At 56.6% G+C, this 25927-nt stretch carries 20 protein-coding genes; 9 read left to right on the forward strand and 11 right to left on the reverse strand.

Going from position 1 to position 25927, the window contains the following annotated elements; genetic code table 11:
- Window positions 1-63: 63 nt before the first annotated feature.
- From cobA to AC6I8L_RS11140, 7 genes are all read right to left on the reverse strand, one after another.
- Window positions 64-885 carry a uroporphyrinogen-III C-methyltransferase gene (cobA, locus tag AC6I8L_RS11110; protein ID WP_058960199.1) on the reverse strand — a complete coding sequence of 274 codons (822 nt, stop codon included), beginning with the start codon at window positions 883-885 and terminating at the stop codon, window positions 64-66.
- Window positions 886-896: 11 nt separating this feature from the next.
- Window positions 897-3500 (reverse strand): nitrate reductase, encoded by a 2604-nt coding sequence (locus AC6I8L_RS11115; protein WP_058960200.1) that lies wholly within the window; start codon window positions 3498-3500, stop codon window positions 897-899.
- Window positions 3497-7564 carry a nitrite reductase large subunit NirB gene (gene nirB, locus AC6I8L_RS11120; RefSeq protein ID WP_072226522.1) on the reverse strand — a complete coding sequence of 1356 codons (4068 nt, stop codon included), beginning with the start codon at window positions 7562-7564 and terminating at the stop codon, window positions 3497-3499. The genes AC6I8L_RS11115 and nirB overlap by 4 nt, the downstream gene beginning before the upstream one ends.
- A 10-nt stretch (window positions 7565-7574) precedes the next feature.
- Window positions 7575-8363 carry an ABC transporter ATP-binding protein gene (locus AC6I8L_RS11125; RefSeq protein ID WP_058960201.1) on the reverse strand — a complete coding sequence of 263 codons (789 nt, stop codon included), beginning with the start codon at window positions 8361-8363 and terminating at the stop codon, window positions 7575-7577.
- Window positions 8364-8373: 10 nt separating this feature from the next.
- Window positions 8374-9249, reverse strand: a complete 876-nt coding sequence (ntrB, locus tag AC6I8L_RS11130; protein ID WP_058960202.1) for a nitrate ABC transporter permease — start codon at window positions 9247-9249, stop codon at window positions 8374-8376.
- An 11-nt stretch (window positions 9250-9260) separates the two neighbouring features.
- The gene (locus AC6I8L_RS11135) at window positions 9261-10514 is read right to left on the reverse strand and encodes a CmpA/NrtA family ABC transporter substrate-binding protein (protein WP_058960203.1); all 1254 of its coding nucleotides are present in this window, start codon (window positions 10512-10514) and stop codon (window positions 9261-9263) included.
- Window positions 10515-10781: 267 nt separating this feature from the next.
- The gene (locus AC6I8L_RS11140) at window positions 10782-12002 is read right to left on the reverse strand and encodes a nitrate regulatory protein (RefSeq protein ID WP_058960204.1); all 1221 of its coding nucleotides are present in this window, start codon (window positions 12000-12002) and stop codon (window positions 10782-10784) included.
- Between the two features lie 480 nt (window positions 12003-12482).
- Here AC6I8L_RS11140 and AC6I8L_RS11145 point away from each other — a divergent pair, with 480 nt between their 5' ends.
- From AC6I8L_RS11145 to AC6I8L_RS11180, 8 genes are all read left to right on the forward strand, one after another.
- Window positions 12483-12974, forward strand: a complete 492-nt coding sequence (locus AC6I8L_RS11145) for an SH3 domain-containing protein (protein ID WP_201785676.1) — start codon at window positions 12483-12485, stop codon at window positions 12972-12974.
- Window positions 12975-13059: 85 nt separating this feature from the next.
- Window positions 13060-14274, forward strand: a complete 1215-nt coding sequence (gene icmH / locus AC6I8L_RS11150) for a type IVB secretion system protein IcmH/DotU (RefSeq protein ID WP_058960205.1) — start codon at window positions 13060-13062, stop codon at window positions 14272-14274.
- Window positions 14274-16388 carry a type VI secretion system membrane subunit TssM gene (gene tssM, locus AC6I8L_RS11155; RefSeq protein WP_058960206.1) on the forward strand — a complete coding sequence of 705 codons (2115 nt, stop codon included), beginning with the start codon at window positions 14274-14276 and terminating at the stop codon, window positions 16386-16388. The genes icmH and tssM overlap by 1 nt, the downstream gene beginning before the upstream one ends.
- A gap of 13 nt (window positions 16389-16401) precedes the next feature.
- A complete protein-coding gene (tagF, locus tag AC6I8L_RS11160) occupies window positions 16402-17100 on the forward strand; it encodes a type VI secretion system-associated protein TagF (RefSeq protein WP_058960207.1) in 699 nt (232 codons plus the stop codon).
- A 33-nt stretch (window positions 17101-17133) separates the two neighbouring features.
- Window positions 17134-18249 (forward strand): type VI secretion system-associated FHA domain protein TagH, encoded by a 1116-nt coding sequence (gene tagH, locus AC6I8L_RS11165; RefSeq protein WP_058960208.1) that lies wholly within the window; start codon window positions 17134-17136, stop codon window positions 18247-18249.
- Window positions 18246-19022 (forward strand): PP2C family protein-serine/threonine phosphatase, encoded by a 777-nt coding sequence (locus AC6I8L_RS11170; RefSeq protein ID WP_045816028.1) that lies wholly within the window; start codon window positions 18246-18248, stop codon window positions 19020-19022. The genes tagH and AC6I8L_RS11170 overlap by 4 nt, the downstream gene beginning before the upstream one ends.
- A 14-nt stretch (window positions 19023-19036) precedes the next feature.
- On the forward strand, window positions 19037-19987 hold the full coding sequence (locus AC6I8L_RS11175) for a hypothetical protein (RefSeq protein WP_058960209.1): 951 nt from the start codon (window positions 19037-19039) through the stop codon (window positions 19985-19987).
- 65 nt (window positions 19988-20052) lie between these two features.
- Window positions 20053-21474: a serine/threonine protein kinase gene (locus AC6I8L_RS11180; RefSeq protein ID WP_058960210.1), complete on the forward strand. Its 1422-nt coding sequence runs from the start codon at window positions 20053-20055 to the stop codon at window positions 21472-21474.
- On the opposite strand, the gene AC6I8L_RS11185 is transcribed toward AC6I8L_RS11180, so the two are convergent.
- Window positions 21475-22143 (reverse strand): gamma-glutamylcyclotransferase, encoded by a 669-nt coding sequence (locus AC6I8L_RS11185; RefSeq protein ID WP_167347107.1) that lies wholly within the window; start codon window positions 22141-22143, stop codon window positions 21475-21477.
- 535 nt (window positions 22144-22678) lie between these two features.
- Between AC6I8L_RS11185 and chaA the strand changes: the two genes are divergently transcribed.
- On the forward strand, window positions 22679-23770 hold the full coding sequence (chaA, locus tag AC6I8L_RS11190; RefSeq protein WP_058960212.1) for a sodium-potassium/proton antiporter ChaA: 1092 nt from the start codon (window positions 22679-22681) through the stop codon (window positions 23768-23770).
- A 69-nt stretch (window positions 23771-23839) separates the two neighbouring features.
- Here chaA and kdsA read toward each other — a convergent pair whose 3' ends face one another.
- Genes kdsA through AC6I8L_RS11205 form a run of 3 tightly spaced genes read right to left on the reverse strand, consistent with a single transcriptional unit; the run spans window position 23840 to window position 25926 of the window.
- A complete protein-coding gene (gene kdsA / locus AC6I8L_RS11195) occupies window positions 23840-24694 on the reverse strand; it encodes a 3-deoxy-8-phosphooctulonate synthase (protein ID WP_058960213.1) in 855 nt (284 codons plus the stop codon).
- A 27-nt stretch (window positions 24695-24721) separates the two neighbouring features.
- Complete coding sequence (sirB1, locus tag AC6I8L_RS11200; RefSeq protein WP_034824266.1) at window positions 24722-25531, reverse strand: invasion regulator SirB1; 810 nt, start codon at window positions 25529-25531, stop codon at window positions 24722-24724.
- Entirely contained in the window at window positions 25528-25926 is a 399-nt protein-coding gene (locus tag AC6I8L_RS11205) for a SirB2 family protein (RefSeq protein ID WP_058960214.1), read from the reverse strand. The genes sirB1 and AC6I8L_RS11205 overlap by 4 nt, the downstream gene beginning before the upstream one ends.
- Between the last annotated feature and the right edge of the window lies 1 nt (window position 25927).

The raw sequence follows: 25927 nt of genomic DNA on the forward strand, positions 1-25927 counted from the left end.
CTGAGCATAGGATGCCAAAACCCGCCAAGGCTAAAGCGTGGATTAAGGGGGGAAAATGCGAGTTTATTTAGCCATAAGTGAAATTGCGCTGAGATCGGCGCTTTGGGGCTGGCGATAAAAGCGTACCACTTCACCCACCAGCAACAGTGCCGGGGATTGCGCCTGCTCACGAGCAATGGTGACGGTCAGATCCGCCAGAGTGGTCACCATCACGCGCTGGTCAGGGCGCGTTCCATTTTCAATGATCGCCACCGGCGTATCGGCAGCGCGACCGTGGGCCTGCAACTGGGCGCTGATGCTGGCGCTCCATTTCAATCCCATGTAAAACACCAGCGTCTGATTGCTGGCGGCTAAGCTGGCATCTTCCAACTGTGGCTCACCGCTTTTGCCGTGCCCGGTAATCAACCGCAAAGACTGCGCACAGTCGCGATGCGTCAACGGAATGCCGCTGGCTGCCGCACAACCAGCGGCTGCGGTGATGCCGGGCACTATCTGGCAGGCAATACCCGCCTGCTGCAGAAATAGCATCTCCTCACCGCCACGTCCGAAAATAAAGGGATCGCCGCCCTTCAATCGCACCACTAAACGACCACTTGCCGCCAGATCGGCCAGCAACTGATTAATCTGCGACTGCTTCAGACCATAGCTGCCGGGCTTTTTACCGACATCAATGGCCAGCGTGCCGGGCAGTACTTCGGCCATGATCTCGTCGCTTACCAGGCGGTCATACACCACCACATCGGCGCTTTTGATCAGACGTAGTGCTTTCAGCGTCAGTAATTCGACATCACCCGGCCCTGCGCCCACCAGCCACACACAGCCCGGCGCCGCATCCCCACTCTGAAGATTGAACAGTTTTTCGAGACGCTCAACGGCCTGAGTCATGAAGTTCTCCGCTACTGCGCCACGCGCAGGGTTGCCAGTAAGTTTTTTAGCTCCGGAATACAGGAGCCACAGTTGGTGCCGCACTTTAGCGCCGCGCCGAGTGCCGCTGGAGAATCGCAGCCCTGCTCAATCGCCCGACGAATCGCCACTTCACCCACGCCGAAACAGCTGCAAACCGTCCGCCCCTGACTTTCACCCTGAGCCGGTCGCCCACCCAATAGCGCATGGCGCAGCTGCGGAGAAGTTGGCTCTTCCGTAAAGGCTCGCGCCACAAAGCCATGATCAATTTCTGGCAGCCAGGGCGCGGCATAAAACGCACACACCAAACGTCCGCTGCGCCAGCCCAGCATGTGTAACTGCTGTCCCGCCTGCGCCTGTTGCCACTGCAGTTCCTGCATAGCGGGTAACTGCATCAACCAATCTGCTGCCTGCGCCTCACCCGCCAGCACATACCGCTGTGCTCCCTGTTGCGGCGCACGCGACCAATACTGCAGTTGCGGTGGCGTTATCACCTCCGACATAAATAACCATCCCTGCCACGTCGGACGCAGCGGTTGCAAACGCACCGCGGTCTGCTTCAACGCAGGTTGCCCCGAGTCGGGGCAGCAGTGAGCAGCCACTAAGCCGTCGACATTCGCCTGCGCACTAAACTGACGCGTCCAGTGCATCGGGATAAACAGCTGGCCGCGCGTTAAGCCACTGTCGATCACCACACGACCACTCCACCAGCCCAATGCCGACTGCACGCGAGTGAGATTGCCCTGACTTAGGCCATGTGCCGCCGCATCGTGCGGGTGCAGCGCGACAAAAGGCTCATCATAATGCTGCATCAGGCGCGGCACGTTGCCCGTGCGCGTCATGGTGTGCCACTGGTCGCGGATGCGCCCGGTGTTCATCAATAAGGGATAGCGCGCGCTGGTGAGCGTCTTAACCGGGATGGCAGGCGGCAGCAAACGCGCTTTGCCATCCGCGTGGAAGAAACGACGATTGGCAAACAGCCGTGCGGTGCCACTCGGTGCGCGGTCATTCAACGGCCACTGCACGGGTGCCAGCTGGTCATATTGCTCACGGGTGATATGCGCCAGTGCACTGATGTCGAAAGCGCGGCGGCCATGATTTTCGAAGCCAGACAGCGCCGCATGTTCAGCAAAAATTTCGCTGGGATGCTGCCAGGCAAAGGCTTCGGTATATCCCAGACGTTGGGCCACCTGCGCCAGCAACCACCAGTCAGGTTTCGCTTCACCAGCTGGGGCAATAAAACTGCGCTGGCGTGAGATGCGCCGCTCGGAGTTGGTCACCGTACCGTTCTTCTCGCCCCACCCTTGCGCGGGCAGCAAGACGTGCGCTAAATCAGCGGTATCACTGCGCGCGCTCACTTCCGACACCACCACCAGTTCGCACTTTGCCAATGCCTGAACGATACGATTGCCTTCAGGCATCGATACCGCCGGATTGGTGCCCATAATCCACACGGCTTTGACCTCGCCACGATCAATCGCATTGAACAGATTTACCGCCGTTAAACCGGGCTGACGCGCCACCTGAGGGCTGCTCCAGAAGCGACTCACGCGGTCCACTTCCTCTTCGCTGAACCCCATATGCGCCGCCAGCTGATTGGCGAGGCCACCGACCTCACGCCCGCCCATGGCGTTCGGCTGTCCGGTCAATGAAAAGGGACCCGCGCCTGCATAGCCGATTTTTCCGCTAAGCAGATGGGCATTGATAATGGCGTTGTTGTTGTCACTGCCGGTTTGCGACTGGTTAATGCCCATGCACCACAGCGTGAGCACGCGCGGATGTGCGGCAAACCGCTGCCAGAAGGCCAGGATGTCCTGCTCGCTGAGCTGGCAGGCGACAGCGACCGTGGCCAGCTCCCAGGCTTTGCAGGCCGCCAGCGTGGCTTCGACATTGGACAGATGGGGCAGCATGCTTGCATCCACCGCAACATTGTCGCTCAGCCAGTTAAGCAGCCCGGCGAACAGCGCACTGTCCGATCCCGGCTGCAGGGCCAGATGCAGATCGGCGATATCACAGCTGGCAGTTCGACGTGGGTCGATCACCACCAGCTGCATCTCGGGTCGATCGGTTTTCGCCTGCACCAGCCGCTGCCACGCCACCGGATGCGCCCACGCCGCGTTTGAACCGACCAGCACCACCATATCCGCCTGTTCGATATCTTCATAACAGCAGGGCACGGCATCGGCACCGAATGCGCGTTTGTAGCCCACCACTGCCGACGCCATACATAGCCGCGAGTTGGTATCGATATTGGCGGCGCCGATAAAGCCCTTCATCAGCTTGTTGGCGGTATAGTAGTCCTCGGTCAGAAGTTGGCCAGAGCCATAAAACGCCACTGCCTGAGGACCATGCTGATCGATGATACGGCGCAATCCCTGTGCGACATGATCCAGCGCCTGATCCATGCTGACGCGTTCACCGTTGATCTTCGGCCACAACAGACGCCCTTCATGAGACAGGGTTTCACCCAGCGCAGAGCCTTTCACGCACAGGCGGCCAAAGTTCGCCGGATGCTGGCGGTCCCCGCTCACCGACTGTTCGGGCGCGTGGATTTCTACGCCACAGCCCACGCCGCAGTAAGGACAGGTGGTTTTCATGATGCTGCCGCGAGCGCGAGAATAGGTTCATGACCGAGCCACACTTTGCCGCCATCCACGCGTACCGGCCAGCAGCGCAGCTGGTGCTCGGCATTATCCAGACTCTGTCCATCGCGCAGCCGAACCCGCTGCTTATACAGCGGAGAGATCACCACCGGTTCGCCCGCCACATCGCCGAGAATGCCGCGCGACAATACGCTGGCCTGCGTGCCCGGCTCAATATCCTCCAGCGCGTAGATCGCTTCACCTAAGCGGAACAGCGCCACACGCTGGCCACCCAGTCGCGCGCCCATCCCTGCTGCCTCCGGAATTGACGCCACATCACAAATGGCGCTCCAGGGTTCAGCAGGCAGCGTTGTCACTGGAATGATGTCCATGGCCGCGGGTTGTCGCTGGTCGCGCACGCGCACATAGTTGAGGGTTTCATCCGCTTGCTCACTGTTGACGGTTGCACTGAACAGTGCACGGCGTGAAGGGTCCTGCAGCGTGCTCTGCCATTCACACTGGTAGCGATCCACCACCAGCTGCATCTCCTGCTCCAGCATGTCGCCGATACCGAGGGCATCCTCGATAATTACGCTGCGCAGGTAATCCAGTCCGCCCTCCATGTTATCCATCCACACGCTGGTGCGCTGCAGACGGTCGGCAGTGCGCACATAAAACATCAGAATACGATCGACATAGCGCAGCAGGGTTTCATCATCCAGATCGCTGGCGAACAGGTCAGCGTGACGCGGTTTCATGCCGCCATTGCCGCACACATAGAGGTTCCAGCCTTTGTCGGTGGCGATCACCCCAATGTCCTTGCTCTGCGCTTCAGCACACTCGCGGGTACAGCCCGACACCGCCATTTTGATTTTGTGTGGGGCGCGAAGCCCCTTGTAGCGATTCTCCAGCGCAATCGCGAACGCAGTAGAATCCTGTACACCATATCGACACCAGGTCGAACCCACACAGGACTTCACGGTGCGCAGCGATTTGCCGTAGGCGTGGCCGGTTTCAAAGCCAGCGGCAATCAGTGTTTCCCAGATTTCTGGCAACTGCTCCAGCCGTGCACCAAACAGATCGATACGCTGGCCGCCAGTGATTTTGGTGTAGAGATCGTAACGTGCCGCCACTTCGCCGATGGCAATCAGCCCTTTTGGCGTGATTTCTCCGGCAGGCACGCGCGGCACCACGGAGTAAGTGCCATCTTTCTGGATGTTGGCAAAGTAGCGGTCATTGGTGTCCTGCAACGGCAGATGCTGGGGTTTGAGCAGATACTCGTTCCAGCACGAGGCCAGCAGCGAGCCCGCCAGCGGCTTGCACACTTCACAGCCGTGGCCTCGCCCATGCTGCTCGATCAGTTGGTCAAAGGTGGTGATATTGCCGACGCGAATCAGGTGATACAGCTCCTGACGCGAATAGGCAAAGTGCTCGCAGATATCCTTTTTGACCACCACGCCCTGGTTCGCTAGCTCCAGTTCCATCACCTGTTTCACCAGCGCGCTACAGCCGCCACAGCCTGTGGCCGCTTTGGTGCAGCTTTTGATTGCGGCCATATCGCCGCAACCGCCCTGCACGGCTGCACAAATATCCCCCTTGCTGACGTTGTGGCAGGAGCAGATCTGCGCGGCTTCCGGCAACGCCGCTACCCCCAACGCTTTGGATGGCGCCCCTGCCAGCTGCGGCAGAATAAGGCTTTCAGGTTCACTCGGCAGCGGCATCTTGTTGAGCATCATCTGAAGCAGACTGCTGTAATCACCGCTGTCACCCACCAGCACACCGCCGAGCAAGGTTTTGCTGTCTTTGCACACCACCAGTTTTTTGTAGATGCCTTTGGGATTGTCAGTCCAGTGATAGCTTTGACTGTCAGCGGTGCGGCCATGCGCATCCCCAAACGAGGCCACTTCCACACCGAGCAGTTTAAGCTTGGTGCTCATATCCGCGCCGCCGAATGCCAGCTCCTCCTGCGCCAATTGCGCTGCCAGCACGCGCGCCATCTGATAGCCCGGTGCCACCAAACCAAATACCTGCCCTTGCCACAGCGCACACTCGCCAATTGCATATACGCCGGCCACGTTGCTTTCACAGCCGTCGTTAATGGCAACGCCACCCCGCTCGCCGAGTTGAATCCCCGCCGCACGCGCCAGTGCATCGCGCGGTCGGATACCGGCCGAGAACACAATCAGATCGGTTTCCAGTACGCTGCCATCGGCAAAGCGCAGGTGCATGCTGCCGTCCGGCTGGCTTTCAATCGCTTCGGTCTGTTTGCTGGTGTGGATCTGCACGCCCAGCGCGCTGATTTTGCCGCGCAGCATTTGCGCCCCGCCGTCATCCAGCTGCACCGCCATCAGACGCGGGGCAAACTCCACCACGTGGGTTTCCAGCCCGAGTTGCTTCAGGGCGTTGGCCGCCTCCAAACCCAGCAAACCGCCGCCGATCACCACGCCGCGCTTGGCCTGTTTGGCACAGGCGGCAATCGCATCAAGATCGGCCAGGGTGCGATAGACAAAACAGCGCGGATTCTCACGTCCTGGCACCGGCGGCACAAATGGCATCGATCCGGTGGCCAGCACCAGTTTGTCCCATGCCAACTCCGCACCGCTGGCATCGCGCAGGCTGCGCTTGTCGGTATCAATCGCCAGCACTTCGCAACCCGTGCGCAATTCTATCCCGTGTTGCTCGAAGAAGTTCTCGCTCACCAGCGAGAGATCGTCAGCACTTTTGCCAGTGAAGTACTCGGTGAGGTGCACACGGTCATACGCCATCTGCGGCTCGTCGCCATACACCACGATGTGATAGTGCTGATGCAGTTCACGACTCACCAGCTGCTCAAGAAAATGGTGGCTGACCATACCGTGGCCCACCACGACGAGAAGAGGTTTGCTCATCACATTGCTTCCTGCAGCACACGGCTGCGTTAAGGGATTGTCCAGACCAAACAGCGCGTGAATGTCCACGTGTTCTGCCTGTTGTAATTGGGTTAGCAGCGAACTGGCGCCCTGACTGTCGCCAAACAGCAGCACGCCGCGCAGGGCGCCATCGCGCAAGAACAGACGGCGATAGTGACCGTCGAAAGGATCAAAACTGGTAATAGAGTCGCCTTCACGGATGTCGCCCGCGCTGAACATCTCAATGCCGGTGACTTTGAGCCGCGTGCCGCTCTCCTGGTGGTAAAAATCCGCCAGCGGTTCGCCCGCCAGCTGTGCCGCCAGCACGTCGGCCTGAGCCAGACACGGTGCCACCAGACCAAAGGTTTCACCGTCGATTTCACAGCATTCCCCGAGGGCATAGACGTTAGCGACCTGAGTTTGCAGCTGGCGGTTAACGATGATGCCGCGCTGACACGGCACGCCCGCCTGCTGCGCCAGGGCGCTTTCAGGCATCACGCCAATCGCCATTACTACCTGCTGCGCGGGCAGCAACGTGCCATCGGTGAGCGTCACGTGAGCGTGCTGGATCGATTGCAGCGACACGCCGAGACGGCAGTGGATCCCGCGCTGAGTGAGATGCTGTGTCAGCAGCGCGCCCGCCTGTTGATCCAGTTGGCGATCCAACAGCCACGGACGATGATGCAGCAGCGTGACATCGCGCCCGCGCAGACGCAGCGCCGCAGCGGCTTCCACGCCAATCAACCCGCCGCCCAGCACCACCACCGGGCCATCCTGCGCCAGCATGGTGTCGACATCGCGCAGCGTGCGGAAACCTAAAACCTGTGGGTGTTCGACCCCCGGCAGATCCGGCATACGGGGTTGGGATCCACAGGCGAACACCAGCTGATCCCAGTGCAGCGTGCGTTGATCGGTGAACACCGTCCGCGCAATGAGATCCACCTGCAGCGCTTCTTCCCCCATCAGCAGTTGTACGTCATGTGCGACATACCATTCCGGCGTGTGGATCAGCGTGTCAGCGAAGGCTTTTTCCCCAGACAGCACGGGTGACAGCATGACGCGGTTGTAATTGCCCTGTGCTTCACGGCCAATCACCGTGATGGCATAGCGGCCCGGCGCACGTTGCAGCAAGGTTTCCACCATGCGCATCGCCGCCATCCCGTTACCGATCACCACCAGCTGCTGAGTCATCGCCCGCTCCTTACGCCACTGCCGTCTGTTTTTCGTAGAGGAAATGCAGGATCTGCTGGCGTAGCTGGTGATAGCGCGGCTCATCGGCCAGCGCCACGCGTGAACGCGGGCGCGGCAGATCGATAGCGAGGATCTCACCCACCTGCGCCGCCGGTCCGTTGGTCATCATCAGCACGCGATCCGATAACAACACCGCTTCATCTACGTCATGAGTGATCAGCACAATGGTAGTTTTTAGCTCCTGCTGGATACGCATCACGCTGTCTTGCAAGTGGGCACGCGTTAAGGCGTCGAGCGCGCCGAACGGCTCATCCAACAGCAGCACGCGCGGTTTCATCGCCAGCGCACGCGCAATACCGACGCGCTGCTTCATGCCACCGGAGATTTCCGAGGGGCGCTTGTGCATGGCATGGCCCATCTGCACACGATTGAGGTTGTGTTCAATCCACTCACTCATCTCGCTCTTGTTCATCTGCCCTTTAAACACCTGCTGCACCGCCAGTTCGACGTTTTGATAAGCGGTGAGCCACGGCAGCAGCGAATGATTCTGGAACACCACCGCACGCTCAGGGCCGGGGCCGCTGATTTCGCGGTTCTCACACAGCAACACGCCGCTGCTCGGTTGAGTTAAGCCGGCGATCAGGTTGAGCAAAGTAGATTTACCGCAGCCGGAGTGGCCAATCAGGCTCAATGTTTCACCCGCGTGGATATCGAAGCTAACGTTATCGAGTGCCAGAAATTCACCGCTGGCGGTGTTAAAACGCTGACTCACCTGCTGTACGCGAATAATCGGATTCATCATCGGCCCCTTATTTATCCCAGCTAAAACGACGTGCCAGCAGCATCAGTGCCTGCTCCAGCAACAGCCCAATCACGCCGATCACTACGATGGCGATCAGGATGTTTTCCACATTGAGGTTGTTCCACTCGTTCCAGATCCAGAAGCCAATCCCGAGACCACCGGTCAGCATCTCGGCGGCGACGATCACCAGCCAGGCGATGCCCATCGACAGGCGCATCCCGGTGAGCACGGCGGGCAATACCGCCGGGAACAGGATGCGGCGCATCACCGTCCATTCGTTGAGTTGCAGCACGCGGGCGACGTTGAGGTAATCCTGCGGGATGCGCTGCACGCCCTCGGCGGTGTTGATCACCATCGGCCAGATCGAGCAGATGAAAATGGTCCAGCTGGAAGCGGGTTCGGCACGCTGGAACAGCAGCAGGCCAATCGGCAACCACGCCAGTGGGCTGACCGGACGCAGCAGCGCGATGATTGGGTTGAACATGCGTGCCACAAAGGTGAAGCGGCCAATCAGGAAACCGGCTGGGATGCCCACCAGCGCTGCCAGCCCAAAACCCACCGCCACGCGTTGCAGCGAGGCGACGATGTTCCATCCAATGCCCTGGTCGTTGGGCCCGTTGTTATAGAAAGGGTCAGCGAACAGCGTGACGGCCGCCTGCCAGGTGGCAAACGGCGTTGGAAAGCCTTTGCTCGACATCGATGCCAGCTGCCAGACAAACAGCAGCAAAATTACACCGCAACTCGCCGGGATCAGTCTTTGTAGCAGCGGCTGCAGCCAGCGCTGACGAGCGCGCGGTTTCTTTGGCACGTTAAGCGCAATCACCTGCGCCGGTAGAGCGACGACAGGCGTCGCGGGTTTTAGCGTGCGGGCTTCAGATTTCATGCTGACCTCACTTAACTGCGTTTAATGGCAAAGCTGTCGGCATAAGCGGCGGGGTTGCTGCCGTCCCACACTTTGCCATCAATAAGCGTGCTGCTGCGCATTTCACTGGACGGCACGGAGACGCCTCCCACTGCGCTGGCGGCTTGTTTGTAGATGTCGATACGATTGATTTGACGGGCAACGGCGGCGTAATCAGGAGCGGTCTTCACCATGCTCCAGCGTTTCATCTGCGTCAGGAACCACATGCCGTCGGAGATCCACGGATAGCTCACTTCGCCATCATGGAAGAAGCGCATGGCGTGCGCGTCCTGCCATTTCTGACCGAGACCGTTTTCGTACTGGCCGAGCATGCGCCCTTCTAAGGTTTCAACTTTGGTATTGATCCATGCGCGCCCGGCTAATACGGCGGCGGTCTCTTTGCGGTTTTCATCCGACGCATCGATCCAGCGTGCGGCTTCCAGCACCGCTGCCGTCATGGCGCGCGCCGTGTTGGGGTTTTCTTGCACCCATTGCGCGCGGGTGGCGAGGATTTTTTCCGGATGATCGGGCCAGATTTGCTGCGTGGTGGCGGCGGTAAAACCGATGTTGTCGCTGATGGCGCGCTGATTCCATGGCTCGCCCACGCAGAAGCCGCTCATGTTGCCCATCTTCATGTTCATTACCATCTGCGGCGGCGGCACCACCACGGTGCGCACATCCTCAAACGGATCGATACCGGCGTTTGCCAGCCAGTAATAGAGCCACATGGCGTGGGTGCTGGTCGGGAAGGTGTGCGCGAAGGCGAACGTGCCTTTCGCCTGGCTGGCGATCAGCTTTTGCAAGCTGGTGGCATCCGTGACCTTCTGCTCTTTTAGTTGATTGGCGAGCGTGATGGCCTGACCGTTGTTATTCAACGTCATCAGGTTAGCCATGTCGTGTTGTGGCCCTGCTACGCCCAGCTGTAAGCCGTAGATCATGCCGTACAGCGCGTGTGCCGCATCCAGCTCTCCGGCTGTGAGTTTGTCGCGCACCGCCGCCCAACTGGCTTCTTTACTCGGCAGCAGCGTCAGACCGTATTTCTTATCAAAACCTTTTACAGAAGCCATCACCACAGGAGCGCAGTCAGTGAGTGGAATAAAGCCCACACGCACGCTGCTTTTTTCGGGCGCATCTGAACCGGCAGCCCATACCGCATTGCGTAAGCCCGGCAGTAAATAGCTGCTTCCTACCACCGCGCTACCCAGCAGGAACTGACGACGTGAGACTGAAAACCGCGTTTTACTCATCATGCGCTTCCTGAAAAAAAGAAATAAAAAAAGGCGTCCTCCCGCATGTCGTCAAAACATGGGGCCGGACGCCTTTATCCAAAGCACTCGCTTCACCGCCGTTGGCGAAACAAATGCGCAATGTCTGTGTAATACTGCAAAGCCTGTGCCAGAAAATTTATTACTGCAAAATCAATATTACCGCGCCATTGAGCCGTAAATCTGACTCCACTTTGCACTGCCCTGACGCACAATACGCACAAGCTTTGTGCAACTACCTCCTTCGGGTTATGGCTTCAGTGTGGCCGCTACGGCGAGGATCGCCTGAGCAATATCCAGCATGCGTTTGTTTTGATTCATGGCACTTTTGCGCAGCGCTTGCCACGCATCCTGCTCGCTAAAACCGTGCTGCTGCATCAGCCATCCTTTGGCCTGATCGATGACTTTTCGCTCATCCAGAGAAGCACGCATGGTGGCAAGTTCATCCGCCTGTGCCTGTAACCGTTGCGCCTGTTCACGAATCAATGACAGCACAGAGCGGCCGAGTTGGGGGGCGAGGCCGTTACTGTCGAGCGTTGTTTCCTGCTCACCCAGCCAGCTGGCTCCCGCCACGTAAAGAGAGAAACTCGCATCCTCATTGAACGCCAGATGCTGCGGCTCAGCCTGTTCGCTCACCGCAATGGCGCGCTGGCAACACGCCATTAATGTGCTGCAGAGCCCATCCTCAATCTGTTTCATCTGATCGAGTCGTTTGCTCAGCAATGTGAACCACTGCAGCACGCCATTTTCGCCGCACTGCGCGCCGGTGCAGGCAATACGCCGCAGTCGCTCAATCTGGCTATCTGCATCCGCCATCAATAGCCATTGTTGTTGGTTGTGCGCATCCGCGAAATGACTGAAGGTCGCGAAGCTTTGCTCTTGAGCAGTGATCAACATTTGAATCCGCTGGCGCTGTTCAGCAGTAAACTCCCCGGCAGCGAACCCGGCTGAACCGGTAGCGCGCTCCTGCCCCGCCAACTCCTTACCCTGCATAAAGCTAAAGAGCGCAATCAGCGCGCGGGAAATCTCCGGCTCACTGGCCGTATCAGTGGCTTCGAAGACCAGACTAAGTAAGGTGCGGATAATGTGATTAAAGCCCTCCATCGCCTCTGCATGGCTGCACTGCCCCGCCCGTATTTGCTGGCGTAACGATGGCAGGCTCTCTAACGACTGCAGCGCTGCAGCTATTAGCATACAGAAACGGCTGTAACCCGGCTGCGCCACCGCTTCCGGCAGGACCATAAGGGCATTTTCCTGTCGCTGCTCTACCTCAAGTGCGCGCGCATCCAGCTCATCGCTAAACAACCGCCCTGCGGAACAGATCCAAATGTTGCTGGCACCGCGCTCACGTTGCAGCACGTGAATTAACTCACTGATGGCGAGAATCTGTTCGCCTGTGCGCATAAGTCGTCGCAGGCTGGCAATTTCGCTGGCGCGGCTGGCGCGCAAATATTCAAAGGCCCGGCTCATAAGGTTCTCTTGAGCAAAAAGACATAACGATTCTAAGCAAAAGCCGTGCCGGACCGACTTTAAAGCTGGCGGAAATGTACACGGAAATTCCGAAAGTAAGAAAATTGTTTACCTGCGCAATCTTTTTTTAACCTTGAGGAAAGATTAAGAGTGCTTACTATTAATCTGGCACCTTTCTGGGTTGCTTCGGCTTTATCGCCTGCGTCACACACTTACACGACTAAATAAGTAAATTCAGCTTATCTATCACTATAGGCACAGGTTTTTTATCCCCCCTGATATGCGCTGTTTTCGCCCGGTAGCACGGGTTTTCTCGCTATGCAATGGATTGAATTCTCAAAAGTCTTAGGTAGACTGAGCACAGTACTATCTTTCTGTAATCTGACTGTTTTTTGATGGCTTTCCCGCTGCATACTCTGCCCGCCTTAAATGCGTGTGCCACATATTAATCTGCAGCTAATCTGATGAAATTTGAGGTTCATGGTGAATAAGAGTCTGTTGCTCACTCTGCTGGCAGTATTGACGTTGGCGGGTTGTAAAGCGCCACCACCGCCGATGACTGATGACACCCTGGTTACCAGTGAGGTAAATGGCGTCAAGCTGGTTCACCGTCATGCGGTGGCTGCGCCAGGCGAATTCACGCCGATTAATGAGAGTTTCCGCGCACTGTATGCCGCGTCGGTGATGACCACGCCAGATTATGGCGGCAAGGTCGTTCGTTATCTCGATAACGCTAAACCCTTTGAAGTACTGGGACGTGTCGAACACAGTTGGTTAGCCGTTGCCGATGAACCCAATGGACAACTGATTGGTTACATCCCGCCGAAAGCCGGGGTTGAAAGTAGCCGTTATGACGCCACCCTGCGTAGCGACCGTCCACGTCCCCGCCGTACTAAACAGGTCTGCGTGGCCGTTGGCGGAGCCAGCAAGGCTTGCCGCACCAACGATACCGCGACCTGGATCCTAGACTGATAATGTAATATGGCGCAGATTGTCCACAGCAAGGTCGCACTCTGTGGACGCTCCGTAGCGCCATTGCCAGGAAAAAAGATATTTAATGACCCAGGATTCTGTTGTCCGCGATGGCATTGTCGCGGGCAACGATAACCTTTTGCTTAATGCCGCAGCACCGATATTGAATGCCGTTGTCCGTATACGGCAGGCTGCTACGCATGACGATCCCGCCGGTTTACGCCAGTTACTCATTGAAGAGATCCGCCAATTCGAACATCGCTGCAAGCAAGCCGGTTTGCCGTTTGAGATGATTATTGGTGCGCGCTACTGCCTATGCAGCGTACTGGATGAAGCCGCCGCACAAACTCCATGGGGTACGCGCGGTGTGTGGTCAGGGAACGGCATGCTGGTCACTTTCCATAATGAAAGCTGGGGCGGCGAAAAAGTGTTTCAGCTGCTTTCCCGCGTCTCGCAAAGCCCGCAGCAACACCTGTGGTTGCTGGAGCTGATTCATTACTGTCTGTTGCTGGGCTATGAAGGACGTTATCGCGGCAGCGATGCTGGCCGTGCACAGTGTGAAGGGATTCGTAAACGCCTCGCTCAACTGATCCAGGAAACGCGCCCGTCAACCACTAACCCGGCCGTGCCGCTGGTGGAAGTGCATCCCCTGGTCAGTCGCTTAACCCGTCCGATGGTGCCGCTATGGGCCTGTGCGATGTTAGCGGCCCTGATTGCCTGCCTGATTTACAGCGGCCTGAACTGGCGGCTGGGCAATGCGGCCGAGCCGCTGCTGCGCGCCATCTATCAAACACCGCTGCCACAAATTATGCCCGGCCGTCGCCCTACCTCACCGCAGGCATTGCTGGATTTGCATCAGCGTTTGAATGATGTGATCGCCGCCGGTCAACTTGAAGTCAGCGATGGCGCCTTTGGCAGTAAAGTGATCATTCCTGCCGATAAACTCTTCTCCCCTGACGGTACCGTGGTCAATCAGGTTGGTCGCGCGCTGTTGGCGCACGTTGCCAGCGCCATGAAAACCGTTAAAGGCACGGTACTGGTGTCGGTGTATACCGATAACAGCCCGGTGGATGGGCGTTTTGCCTCAAGCTATGAATTTTCCTTTGCGCGCGCACGCGCCGTGACCCAGTTGCTAAACCCGCAACTGGCGGAAGGGCACAGTGTGAAAGCGGAAGGCCGCGGCGACAGTAATCCGCTGCTGCCAAATGACAGCAATGAAAACCGCGCGCGCAACCGCCGTGTGGAGATCACCCTGTTTGCCGCACCGGAAACCCTTGGCAATCATCCAGGAGGTGAGTGATGCGCGCATCGCTGCAACATCTGTTAACCCACCGCCTGCTGTGGAGCCTGATTGGTGTCACTGCCTTAAGCTGTGTGCTGTGGATGCTCGGCCCGCTGTGGAGTTGGGGAGACACCCGCCCCCTTGAGCCGGTGTTTCCTCGTCAACTGCTGGTCGGTTTGCTGTTCTTCTGCTGGGTGCTGTTCCAGTTTATCCCGGCGATCTGGCGCGGCTGGTTTAACAGTAAACTCCTCAACCGTTTGCAGGAGATGAGTCACGAAGAGCTGTCCGATCGTCAGGCCACTGATACGCTGCTGGCTCAGCGCTTCAGTGAAGCAGCGCTGCGCCTGAAACGCACACAGTTTGGTCGCCGTCATCAACAGAACTGGCTGGCCCGCTTTCAGAGCCACTATCTCTACCAGCTACCCTGGTATGTGATGATTGGGGCGCCCGGCGCGGGCAAAACCACCGCCCTGCTCAATGCCGGACTGGAGTTTCCACTGACCGATAGCCTTGGCAAAGCGGCGATTCGCGGCGTCGGCGGTACGCGTCACTGCGACTGGTGGTTTACCGACAGCGCGGTGTTGATCGATACCGCAGGGCGATATGCCCTGCAGGAGAGCCAGCGTGCACGCGACGGCGCCGAGTGGCAGAGTTTCATTAACCTGCTGAAACGCTATCGCACCCGCCAGCCGATCAACGGGGTGATCATGACCATTAGCGTTGCCGATCTGCTCACCGATTCCGCGGAAGCACGTCACGCTCAGGCCAGCGCGTTACGTAGCCGCATGCAGGAGTTACACCAGCAAACCGGTATCCATTTCCCGGTGTATGTGATGGTGACCAAGACCGATCTGCTGAAAGGTTTTTTGAGCTTTAACGACGGCCTGAGCAAACCGCAGCGCGACGCCATCTGGGGATTCACCTTCCCCTGGGAACCGGGTAAACCGCACAAAGATGACTGGCATAACAGTTTTAGCCAGCAATATCAGCGTTTGGAACAGCGCCTGCAGCAGCAACTGCCCACGGTGATGGCGAATGAACGCGATCTCACCCTGCGTGCTGACTGTTTCCTGTTCCCACAGGAGTTCAGTTCGTTAAGGCCGTTGCTGAATGAGTACCTGGATGTGGTGTTCTCGCGCCATGAGGATGAGATTGCCTGGTCAGCGCGCGGCTTATTCTTTACCAGCGGGACTCAGGAAGGCTTACCGTTTGATCGCATCATGGGCGAACTCAACCGTAAGCTTCAATTGCCACATACCGGTGAAAGTAGCCTCGCCACCTGGGATAGCGTCACCCGTAATAACCCCATCCCCGGCAATAAAGGCCAGAGTTTCTTTATCCGCGACCTGCTGAGCGATCTGGTGTTCCGCGAAAGTGGCTTAGCGGGCAGTAATCGCCATTGGGAGTACCGCAACCGCCTGTTCCACTGGATTGGCTACGGTGCGCTCACCGGCGCATTGCTTTTGCTCTCCGGTTTATGGCTGGCCAGCTATGTCCAGAACCAGCAATATCTTAACCAGGTCGCTGAGCGTATTGAGCCAATGACTCGTCAGAGTCAGCAGGTGATTCATCAGCCAGCCGATAATATCTTTGACCTGCTACCCTTCTTAAATAACCTGGTGAAGCTGCCGTTGTCGGAGCGCTTTTCCCTCGACAATCCACCGCTTAGCATGCGCGTGGGTCTCTATCGTGGCAACCAGGTAAGCGATGCGGCATGGGTGCTTTATCAAAATGCGCTTAAGTCTCTACTGTTACCGCGCGTGGCCCAGCAAATCACCAATTTGCTGCGTGATGACCCCGGTAACGACAATGAATACAGCCGCAATGCGCTGCGTGCCTATCAGATGTTGTATCAACCGCGCAATTATGACGGCGAATTCCTGCGTGCCTGGCTGATGCAGAATCTTCAACGCAATCTGCCAGATGATGTCAGCGCCCGGGATTTGCAGCAGCTTGACTGGCATCTTAGCCAGCTTCTGGATCAGCAGATTCAGTCGTCGCCTTATGCGCGAGATAACGCACTAATGATGCGCAAGCTTGCAGAAAATCTGAAAATTGCCGGTGCGAATGGCAGTTCGCTGGCGATTGCACCACAGCGGGTTTCGCAGCGATTGACCGGACACAGTGAGTAATGGTGAGGTAACCATGGCGACGCACACCGCGCCGGGTTGGTACGGCAAATTACCGGCCACCGGCGATTTCCTGCGCCAGCGCCTGAGTGAGAATACCGTGACGCCCTGGAGCCATTGGTTTCAACAGGGGCTCATGCACTGGCATCAGCAACCCGATGCCTCCACTCAGCTGTTTCTGCGCGCACCTGTCTGGAATTTTGTTCTGCCGCTGTCGCCGCTACGTCAGCAGGTGCAGATGGGCTGCCTGCTGCCTTCGTGCGATCGCGTGGGGCGCAGCTGGCCGCTGCTGGCTTTGCGAAGTTTTCCGCTCAGCCACTGGCACAGCGCTCAGCTGGCCATGTCGGGCGACTGGTTTCAGGAGTTGGGCACGCTGCTACTGCGCGGCGTGCGTGACCGGCTGAACCCCGATGCGCTGGAGCAGCAGATGCAAGGCGTCACGCCGCTGATGGTCCCGGATAATCAGCGCAGCGATATTATGGATGTGATTGGTTTTGATGATCTGCCCTGCACGCTGAGCTGGCGTGAAGTGGCGGATAAATTTGATCCCCAGCAGCATATTAGCTACTGGTGGAGTAATCGCAGTGACGGTTTTGCCCACGCCACACACAAACACAGTGGGCCGCTCACCGCGCAACTTTTTGCGTTACTGTTTAACCCGGCGGCAGGTGCACAGCCGGGACGCAACGGCCTCTATCCACCCATGTTTGAATGAGCCGCAGCGTTTTCCTTGTTAACAGGATGACTCATGCAATTTACCATTGTGCAGTGCAATACGGATGTGCCAGCAAAGACGGTTGCTTTTAAACCGCCTGGGGGAACCATTGGCCGCAGTCAGGATAACGATCTGGTGCTGCCTGACGAATCGCGCGCCATTTCACGCTTGCAGGCGCTGGTGCATATCTCCCCGGAAGGTGAATGCCGCCTGACCAATCAGGGCAGCGTGACCTCGGTGGTATTGAACGGCGTGGCGCTACAGCGTGGTTCACAAGTGCAATTACAGCATGGTGATGCACTGCAAATCGGCGATTATGGCCTTGAGGTGCGCGATCCTGCCTGCCAGAGTACCCAGCATGATGACCCGCTCACGTTCTTCGCGGACAGCGCTGCCGATCCTCTCGGTATGCAGCAGGCATTCGACAGGGTGCCGGAACCCACTGCGGCGCGTCCGGAGCGCCTGACTGACCCACGCCTGGGTATTGATCCACAAAGTGATGCCCCTTCGGCTCCCGCCACGTTGCCGCATGCAGATCAGGACAAACTGCTGGCCGCGCTGCTGGAGGGCATGGGATTGAACAATGGCCATCACACGACGATCACCGAAGAGCAGATGCGCGTGACCGGCCGCATGCTGAGCCTGTTCTCGCAAGGCACTGTTGCCCTGCTCTCTTCCCGTTCGATCCTCAAGCGCGGCGTGAAAGCCGATATGACGATGATCCTCAATGAGGCCAACAACCCGTTTAAAATTTTGCCTTCGGGTAAAACGGTATTGATGCAGATTTATCAGAGCCAGATGCCCGGTTTTATGCCGCCAGAAGCGGCAGTGCGCGATGCACTGGTGGATTTGCAGGCGCATCAGCTGGGTATGATCGCTGGCATACGCGCGATCATCGCGGCGATGCTGCAATCCTTCAATCCGCAACGGCTGGAAGAGGAAGCACGTAAAGATGGCGTGTTGCCTAAGCTACCGTTTAACGGCGGGCGTAAAGCGGCCTTGTGGGATTACTTTTCACGCCACTACCAGCGCACTGCCGGTGAAATTGAAGATGACTTCCATACCCTGTTTGGTGAAGCTTTCCTGCATGCGTATGACATGGAAGTGAATCAATATAAAGATTCCCAGACTCGGACCGAAGACGCATGAAAATGATGTTTGCCAGCCGTTGCCAGCAGGGAATGCGCGATGAAAACCAGGATCGCACCGGAGCCGAGCTGGATGAGCACAAAGCCTGCTTTCTGGTTTGCGATGGCGTGGCCGGTTTGCCTGGCGGTGATAAAGCGGCGCAAATCGTGCGGGATACGCTGCTGACCCAGTTACACAACAGCCCGACGTTCACGCCCGAGAGCACTCGTGCAGCGATTGAGCACTGCCAGCAGGTGTTGCTTGAGGCGCAGGGAAAAAATCCGAAATATGCTCGCATGAGCACCACGCTGGCCGCGCTGTTTATTGACCGCGAGACACAGCGCGCATGGTGGGCGCATGCTGGTGACAGCCGGGTTTATCACTTCCGTCATGGGGTGTTGAGTCAAGTGACGCGTGACCATAGTCTGGCGCAGCAACTGCGCGAAGCAGGCTATGAAAATACCGGAATTAACAGTAATTTACTCTATAATGCGCTCGGCGTTGAGCCTGCACGTCCAGCCACCTTTAGTGAAGTGATTTCATTGACGGATGGCGATGCGTTTCTCGTCTGCACCGACGGGTTCTGGCTCAATCTGACCACTCACGAGATGGAACAAGCCCTGCGCATGGTCAATGCCTGCGAAGAGTGGCTGACTTTGATGGAACAAGCCGTTAACCGCAGTGTAAAAAGCGACAATCTCAGCGCTCTGGCCATCTGGATTGGCGAACCGCAGGAAGCGACGCTGCTTTATTCCCAGGCTGATGCGGCACGTTTTCTGCCGACACGTTATTGATCCCAAGGACCCTTATGAAAGTGTGGTTGCCGGGCTTAGCGACCCTGTTGCTGGCTCTAAATGCGCAAGCTGATGATTATCGTGTGGTCTATTCGCCGAGTCTGTCGCTTGAAGTCTATATCGATAATGTGGCCAGCAATTCACCCAACGACTGGTGCAAAGAGACCTTGCCGTTGCGTATTGTTTCCGGCAAAAGCACTGATTCCAGCATTCTGACCAGCTTCCTGCCGCGCGTTGGCACGCTGCTGGCAAATCAATGCGGCACGCTGGATGAAATCCCGTGGCAGATGACCAATAAAGACGGCAGCGTGCTGGCCAACGGCAGCGCAGCAAAATTACAGAACTGGCGACCCATCGTGATTAACGATGCGACCGCCAGTGCCAGTGCCAGCAATGCCGCCCCGCTGGATCTCTCACGCCCGGCAGACAGCACCCCATTGCAGCACTTCACCCTACCAGCGGGTTGTCATTTCCGCACCTCCTGGGACGAAAACGGCGACTCGCTATTTATTCCGGATAACCCGCAGCAGCACTGCTCCACGGATGGCTGGCTTGAAGGCCCGAGTGAATTAACGCTGATGAGTGGTGACAAAACCCGCTCGCTGGTGGTGAATTTCTATCAGGGCTATCCCATTGCCAACCTCAAGCTCAGCGGCCCGGCACTGGAAGTGGTGGCGGTGAATAAACAGCGCATGATCGTGACGCGTCCGGACGCCGAAGAGAGTTGGTTAGTGCTGCCGTTCGATAGCCAGCAACATGTGTGGCGCTTCACCGGCAATCTGCTGATTAAAATGGATAAGACAGCAGGTCAAGACAGTGACACGGTGAAGAGTCGGGTTGAAACCTTACGCGGCGTTTGGTCGTCGCAGTTTATGCCACAGCAAAAAGTGACTGTGTTACTGATTGACACCCTGCATGCGGATCTTGCCGATCCGGCGATTGGTGCCTGGCGTAACATTAATTAATTAGCGGTCGTCGCCTGACCTCAACAGACGGGCAGGCGCTACAGGACGTGTTCAGAGAGTTCACTATGTCGGCAAACGAAAACCACACACCGAATGCCCTGCCTGCGGGTTACCGGTTTAATGAATTTGAAATCAAGGAAGTGATTGGCGGCGGCGGCTTTGGCATTGTTTACCGTGCCTGGGACCATCAACTGGAACGCACCATCGCCATCAAAGAGTACATGCCGGTTTCACTGGCGGTGCGTGCCGCTGACCTGTCGCTGGAGTTGCGTGGCGAGCGCTTCCAGAAACTGTTCAATGCCGGACGTAACAGCTTCATTCAGGAAGCCCGTTTGCTGGCACGTTTTAATCATCCCGGCCTGCTGCACGTGTTGCGCTTCTGGGAAGAGAATGGCACCGCCTACATGGGCACGCTTTACTACAGCGGGATGACATTAAAAGAGTGGCAGGTCACCAGCCCGGACAGTATCGATGAGTCCTGGATTCGTCGGCTGTTACCGCCGCTGTTTGGCGCAATTAATACCATCCATACCGCCGGTTATCTGCACCGTGATATTTCGCTGGATAACATCCAAATTCAGGAAAATCAGCTGCCGGTGTTACTCGATTTTGGCTCAGCGCGGAAGGAGATCGGCAATCTCTCCGATGAAACCGAGATCATGCTGAAGCCTGGCTTTGCCCCGATTGAGCAATACAGCGAAGAGGGTGAAGTTGAGCAAGGTCCGTGGACCGATATCTATGCGCTTGGCGCGGTGCTGCACAATCTGATTACCGGCCATGCGCCTCCGGTTAGCGTGGTGCGCTGCATCGAGGATAACTATCAGCCACTGGTTGAACGCAAGCCAGCAGGCTATTCCCTGCCGCTACTGCATGCCATCGACTGTGCGCTGGCAATGAAACCCGGTGATCGCCCACAAAGCATTGATGCGTTTGCCAGCCTGATTGATTTGCCGGTGAGCGATGTTGAAGCACTGGTCACCACCTTCCCGGTGGCGGTTGAAGCTCCAGCTCCAGCGCCGGAACCCGTCACCGCTCCGGTGCCTGAACCACAGGTAATGGCGGTGAATCATGCAGCGGCGGCGATTGAACCTGTCACGCCACGCAACGTGCGTCGCCTTTCGCCTGGTCTGGTCGCCGCCGCTGCCATTGCCATTCTGGCCGTGGTGGTGGTGGTGTGGAAAACGAATCGCCACAGTGAAACCGCTTCGATCGCCGCGACACCTTCTGCGTCAGCGCCGGTGGCGAGTCAGAGCGCAGCAGCCAGCGCGCCAGGTATGGCAACCGTCTATCTGCGCTTGCAGGAGGGCGAGAGAGTGCTGCTTAACGGCGAAGCGAAGGACGTGAAACCCACCGGCAGTGGCTTTGCTTCACTCAATCTGGCGGCGGGGAGTTATCGAATTGAAGTGCAAAATGGCAGCCAGGTAATGAGCCAATCACTGACCATTGACAAACCCGGCACCTGGCTGATTAATCCGGTTAAACAGTAGTTAACTCGCTGCAGATTGCTGCAGCGCCCTCACCTCAGCGGCCAGACGCGTCAACGCATCTTCCTGCATGCCGCGTTTACCCAACTCCTGTTCGAGGGAGTAGAGATACTGAGCATTGGTGCCCAATGGTCCGCTGGCCTGGGCAATCAACGGTGCGATGGTGCTGCGACAGGAGTCTGCTTCATACAGCGGGTGACGCGGATCCATGATAAATACCAACGCCGTCACTTTGCGAGCATCTTCCAGTTCCAGTTCGCACCAGGTTGGCAGATAACAGCCGGTGATCATCTCGCGCTTCCACAACAGCTCCAGCTCGTCATGCAGCCGCGCTTCGGGTAAACGGAAAGCCAGACCGCTGGTTGAACCGCCTTCTTTTAGCGCCAGCATACGACCGGGCGTCGATACCGTTCCTCTGCCGGCGGTCAGACGCAGACAGAAAGCACGATGCCAGCCTTCGAGTCGCCCGGAAGCCACTTCTTCCGCCTCAAAAACCGGGTTCCACATCAGGGAGCCATAGCCAAATATCCACACCGGGCTTTGGTCAGGGCGACAAGCCAGTGTGGCAGCGAGTGACGCGGCACGCTTTTCACAGCTCCACAGCAGCGCTTCGTCGATATCGCCAAATGATGTTTTACAATCCGCTTTTAAAAGAAATTCCCGGGTTAACAATGCGACCTCCTCTACTGCACTGACATCCTGTCGGTTCGGCTCCTCAAAGATGATGTCTCACAGGCAACACGCGTTGCGTCGACTTAAGAGAAGACATTAATGCATTTTTAACAAAAGTTTCAAGATTGACCCCGATCACAAAGGGGAAATTCTTTGTAAATAGCATCGGCTGCCTGGCAGATAACTTGAACAGAGTGATGACGAAGAAAGTAATGAAATGGCAAACATATACTTTAGTTACACAAGGTTTTTTAAATCCATAAAACCACGATAACCCTCATTGAAATCAGATTAAAACAGGCATTATTTTATCTTAAAATGACTTTTATCGATTTACAACAAGATGAATAGTCGATGTTATTAGAAGATAATTGCTTCTTTTGCTGGATTAGAATCAAAAACCTGACTAAGTAAAGTCGCGTAAAAAGCCTGAAACACAACTGTTGAAAAGTTACACTGCGCTGCGTCATAAAAGTCATTATATTTATCAGGCACTGATCGCCTGTTTTGTTCTTTTTGCCGGAGAGGATGGTGAATGGCTACACATGAGAAAACCCGACACACCGAGTACTCACTGATTTTCCCGATTGTCGCGCTGACGGTGCTGAGCTTCTTTGGCGGTCAGACGGCATTATTGCCGGTTATCGGCATCAACCTATTGGCGCTGGTCGCCATCCTTTGTAGTGCTTTCAGCGTGGTGCGTCATGCTGACGTGCTGGCACACCGCCTGGGTGAACCCTATGGCTCGCTGATTTTGAGCCTGTCCGTGGTGATCCTGGAGGTCAGTTTGATCTCCGCCTTGATGGCCACCGGCGATGCTGCACCTGCGCTAATGCGTGACACGCTCTACTCCATCATCATGATTGTGACCGGCGGTCTGGTGGGCTTTGCGCTGCTGCTCGGCGGACGAAAATTCGCCACCCAATATGTCAATCTCGCGGGCGTTAAGCAGTACATGATTGCCATCTTCCCGCTGGCGATTCTGGTGCTGGTGTTTCCGAATGCGCTGCCAGGCGGTAACTTCACCACGGCTCAGGCGCTGATTATTGCCGCGATTTCCGCTGCCATGTATGGCGTGTTCCTGCTGATTCAGACCAAAACGCATCAGAGCCTGTTTGTTTATGAGCATGAGGATGACGGTGACGATGGCGATCCGCATCATGGTAAGCCTTCTGCGCATAGCTCACTGTGGCACACGGTATGGTTGATCATTCATCTGATCGCCGTCATCAGCGTCACCAAAATGAACGCCAACCCGCTGGAGAACTTGCTGACCGAACTGAACGCGCCTCAGCAATTTACCGGTTTCCTGGTTGCGCTGTTGATTCTGTCACCAGAGGGATTGGGGGCGATTAAAGCGGTATTGATGAATCAGGTGCAGCGTGCCATGAACCTGTTCTTTGGTTCGGTGTTAGCGACGATTTCACTGACCGTTCCTGCTGTAAGCATTATCGCGACGCTGACGGATCAGCAATTAGTGTTTGGCCTTGAGCCACCACAAATGGTGATCATGAGTGCCGCGCTGATTCTGTGCCATATTTCATTCTCAACCGGGCGTACCAATGTGCTGAACGGGGCTGCGCATCTCGCGTTGTTTGCGGGTTATTTGCTGACGATTATGCTGTAGCGTCTAACGCTCAGATTCAAAGCAAAAAAAGGCGCCCATCGGCGCCTTTCTTACATCTGGATAACGCAATTAGTTGCTGGTATCCAGTTCCGGGAAGTTCTTCACCAGATCATCAATCGCTTTCATCTGCACCAGGAATGGCTCCAGCTTATCCAGCGGCAGCGCGGATGGGCCGTCGCATTTCGCGCTGTTCGGCTCAGGGTGCGCTTCAATAAACAGACCGGCGATACCCACCGCCATACCCGCGCGAGCCAGTTCAGCTACCTGCGCGCGACGTCCACCTGAAGCCGCGCCGAACGGATCGCGCGTCTGCAGTGCGTGGGTCACGTCGAAGATAACCGGGCTGTTGTTGGTGACCTTCTTCATCACGTTGAAGCCCAGCATATCGACAACCAGGTTGTCGTAACCGAAATTGCTGCCACGGTCGCACAGGATCACTTTGTCGTTACCGCCTTCCGCGAATTTATCGACAATGTTACCCATCTGGCCTGGGCTCACGAACTGCGGTTTCTTAACGTTGATGACTGCACCGGTTTTCGCCATCGCTTCCACCAGATCGGTCTGACGCGCCAGGAATGCAGGCAGCTGAATCACATCAACGACATCCGCCACCGGCTGCGCCTGTGAAGCTTCATGCACATCAGTGATGATTTTCACGCCGAACGCCTGTTTCAGCTCCTGGAAAATCTTCATGCCCTCTTCCAGACCTGGACCACGATAGGATTTGATGGAAGAGCGGTTAGCTTTGTCAAAAGAGGCTTTGAACACGTAAGGGATACCGAGTTTGTCGGTCACTTTTACATAGTGTTCGCAAATACGCATGGCGAGGTCGCGCGATTCCAGCACGTTCATGCCACCAAAGAGAACAAATGGCAGATCGTTTGCGACCTTGATATCGCCGATATTTACTACTTTCTGAGTCATGCCCTTTCCTTATTGTCGAGGTGACGCTTAGTGCAGCGTCACCTGTTTCTGTTCAATTGCGTGAATCTGCACTTTAATCATTTCGCTGACCGGATCTTCTGGACACTGTTCAACGAAGTAGGTCAAATCGGTCAGCGCGATATGTTCACACTCAAGCTGAGCGTAGATTAACCCCCGATCGCGGATTTCATACGGGTCATCGGGATCAATCTGCAGCAGTACCTGGCTGACGTTTAACGCCAGTTCCATCTGCTTCTCTTCCATCAGTGCCGCTTTCAACGTATCCAGCATTTTACGCATCACGTTGATGGTTTTGGCTTCATCCAGATCATCATTGTAGAGCTTCGCAGTCGGGCTGATATTGCCCTTCAGCCACACTTCCAGCGTATGTGTATCCAGCGTTTCGCCGTTGAAAGGGTTGATCAACCACATTTCACCGTCCAGCCAGTCAGCACGCAGAATCAACTGGGTGGGGAAAATCACCGGGATCAGCGGCAGCTCCAGCTCGTCGGCAATGTGTAACAGTATCACCCCCAGCGATACGGCTGTGCCCTGTCGGCTCTTCAGCACTTTATCGATCCACAGCGCATCGGACAAATTGTAGACGCCACTGGCGCCACCAAAGCCCCACTGGCGATAAAACAATTCAAGCAGCTTGCCCAGTTGCAAGTCGGCATCCTGTTCGCTACTGACGTATTCCCGTGCTTCTTCAACTAATGCCGCCAGCTGTTGCTGAACGGATGGCGCAGAAAAATCATTGCGTATGGCGCAGGTTGCGCCAATCACCGCTTCACTCAACGGTGTTTCACTGTAATCAACTAGCTCTGGCGAGGTCATACTATCCCCAATAACGGCATTTTGGTCATCGCCAGCTTAATCACAAACAGCAGTGCTACGATTGCAATCAGACAAGCGATCCAACGTGTCCCCATCTTGCGTGGGCGACGGCTCAATGCCACGGAACCTAAGGCGATGTAGATAATAACCCCTAACAGCTTCTCCGTCAGCCAGCTTCCTTGCGGTGAGAACGGATAAAAGTGTGTGATCACCACCAGCCACACGCCACTGAGCAGCAAAAAGGTGTCATTAATATGCGGCGCAATGCGCACCCAGCGACGCTGTAGCATCGCTGAACCGGTGGTTAACCAGTAAAAACGCAGCAGAAACAAGCTGATCGTCAACGCTACCGTCAGCAGGTGAAAATGTTTAATCAGCGGATACCAGCTTGCCATG

This window comes from Type-E symbiont of Plautia stali, assembly GCF_059731115.1.

What these genes read in the sequence shown, in the direction of transcription:
- cobA (WP_058960199.1), bottom strand. Translation starts at nt 885, where the DNA reads ATGACTCAGGCCGTTGAGCGTCTCGAAAAACTGTTCAATCTTCAGAGT.
- AC6I8L_RS11115 (WP_058960200.1), bottom strand. Translation starts at nt 3,500, where the DNA reads ATGAAAACCACCTGTCCTTACTGCGGCGTGGGCTGTGGCGTAGAAATC.
- nirB (WP_072226522.1), bottom strand. Translation starts at nt 7,564, where the DNA reads ATGACTCAGCAGCTGGTGGTGATCGGTAACGGGATGGCGGCGATGCGC.
- AC6I8L_RS11125 (WP_058960201.1), bottom strand. Translation starts at nt 8,363, where the DNA reads ATGAATCCGATTATTCGCGTACAGCAGGTGAGTCAGCGTTTTAACACC.
- ntrB (WP_058960202.1), bottom strand. Translation starts at nt 9,249, where the DNA reads ATGAAATCTGAAGCCCGCACGCTAAAACCCGCGACGCCTGTCGTCGCT.
- AC6I8L_RS11135 (WP_058960203.1), bottom strand. Translation starts at nt 10,514, where the DNA reads ATGAGTAAAACGCGGTTTTCAGTCTCACGTCGTCAGTTCCTGCTGGGT.
- AC6I8L_RS11140 (WP_058960204.1), bottom strand. Translation starts at nt 12,002, where the DNA reads ATGAGCCGGGCCTTTGAATATTTGCGCGCCAGCCGCGCCAGCGAAATT.
- AC6I8L_RS11145 (WP_201785676.1), top strand. Translation starts at nt 12,483, where the DNA reads ATGGTGAATAAGAGTCTGTTGCTCACTCTGCTGGCAGTATTGACGTTG.
- icmH (WP_058960205.1), top strand. Translation starts at nt 13,060, where the DNA reads ATGACCCAGGATTCTGTTGTCCGCGATGGCATTGTCGCGGGCAACGAT.
- tssM (WP_058960206.1), top strand. Translation starts at nt 14,274, where the DNA reads ATGCGCGCATCGCTGCAACATCTGTTAACCCACCGCCTGCTGTGGAGC.
- tagF (WP_058960207.1), top strand. Translation starts at nt 16,402, where the DNA reads ATGGCGACGCACACCGCGCCGGGTTGGTACGGCAAATTACCGGCCACC.
- tagH (WP_058960208.1), top strand. Translation starts at nt 17,134, where the DNA reads ATGCAATTTACCATTGTGCAGTGCAATACGGATGTGCCAGCAAAGACG.
- AC6I8L_RS11170 (WP_045816028.1), top strand. Translation starts at nt 18,246, where the DNA reads ATGAAAATGATGTTTGCCAGCCGTTGCCAGCAGGGAATGCGCGATGAA.
- AC6I8L_RS11175 (WP_058960209.1), top strand. Translation starts at nt 19,037, where the DNA reads ATGAAAGTGTGGTTGCCGGGCTTAGCGACCCTGTTGCTGGCTCTAAAT.
- AC6I8L_RS11180 (WP_058960210.1), top strand. Translation starts at nt 20,053, where the DNA reads ATGTCGGCAAACGAAAACCACACACCGAATGCCCTGCCTGCGGGTTAC.
- chaA (WP_058960212.1), top strand. Translation starts at nt 22,679, where the DNA reads ATGGCTACACATGAGAAAACCCGACACACCGAGTACTCACTGATTTTC.
- kdsA (WP_058960213.1), bottom strand. Translation starts at nt 24,694, where the DNA reads ATGACTCAGAAAGTAGTAAATATCGGCGATATCAAGGTCGCAAACGAT.
- sirB1 (WP_034824266.1), bottom strand. Translation starts at nt 25,531, where the DNA reads ATGACCTCGCCAGAGCTAGTTGATTACAGTGAAACACCGTTGAGTGAA.
- AC6I8L_RS11205 (WP_058960214.1), bottom strand. Translation starts at nt 25,926, where the DNA reads ATGGCAAGCTGGTATCCGCTGATTAAACATTTTCACCTGCTGACGGTA.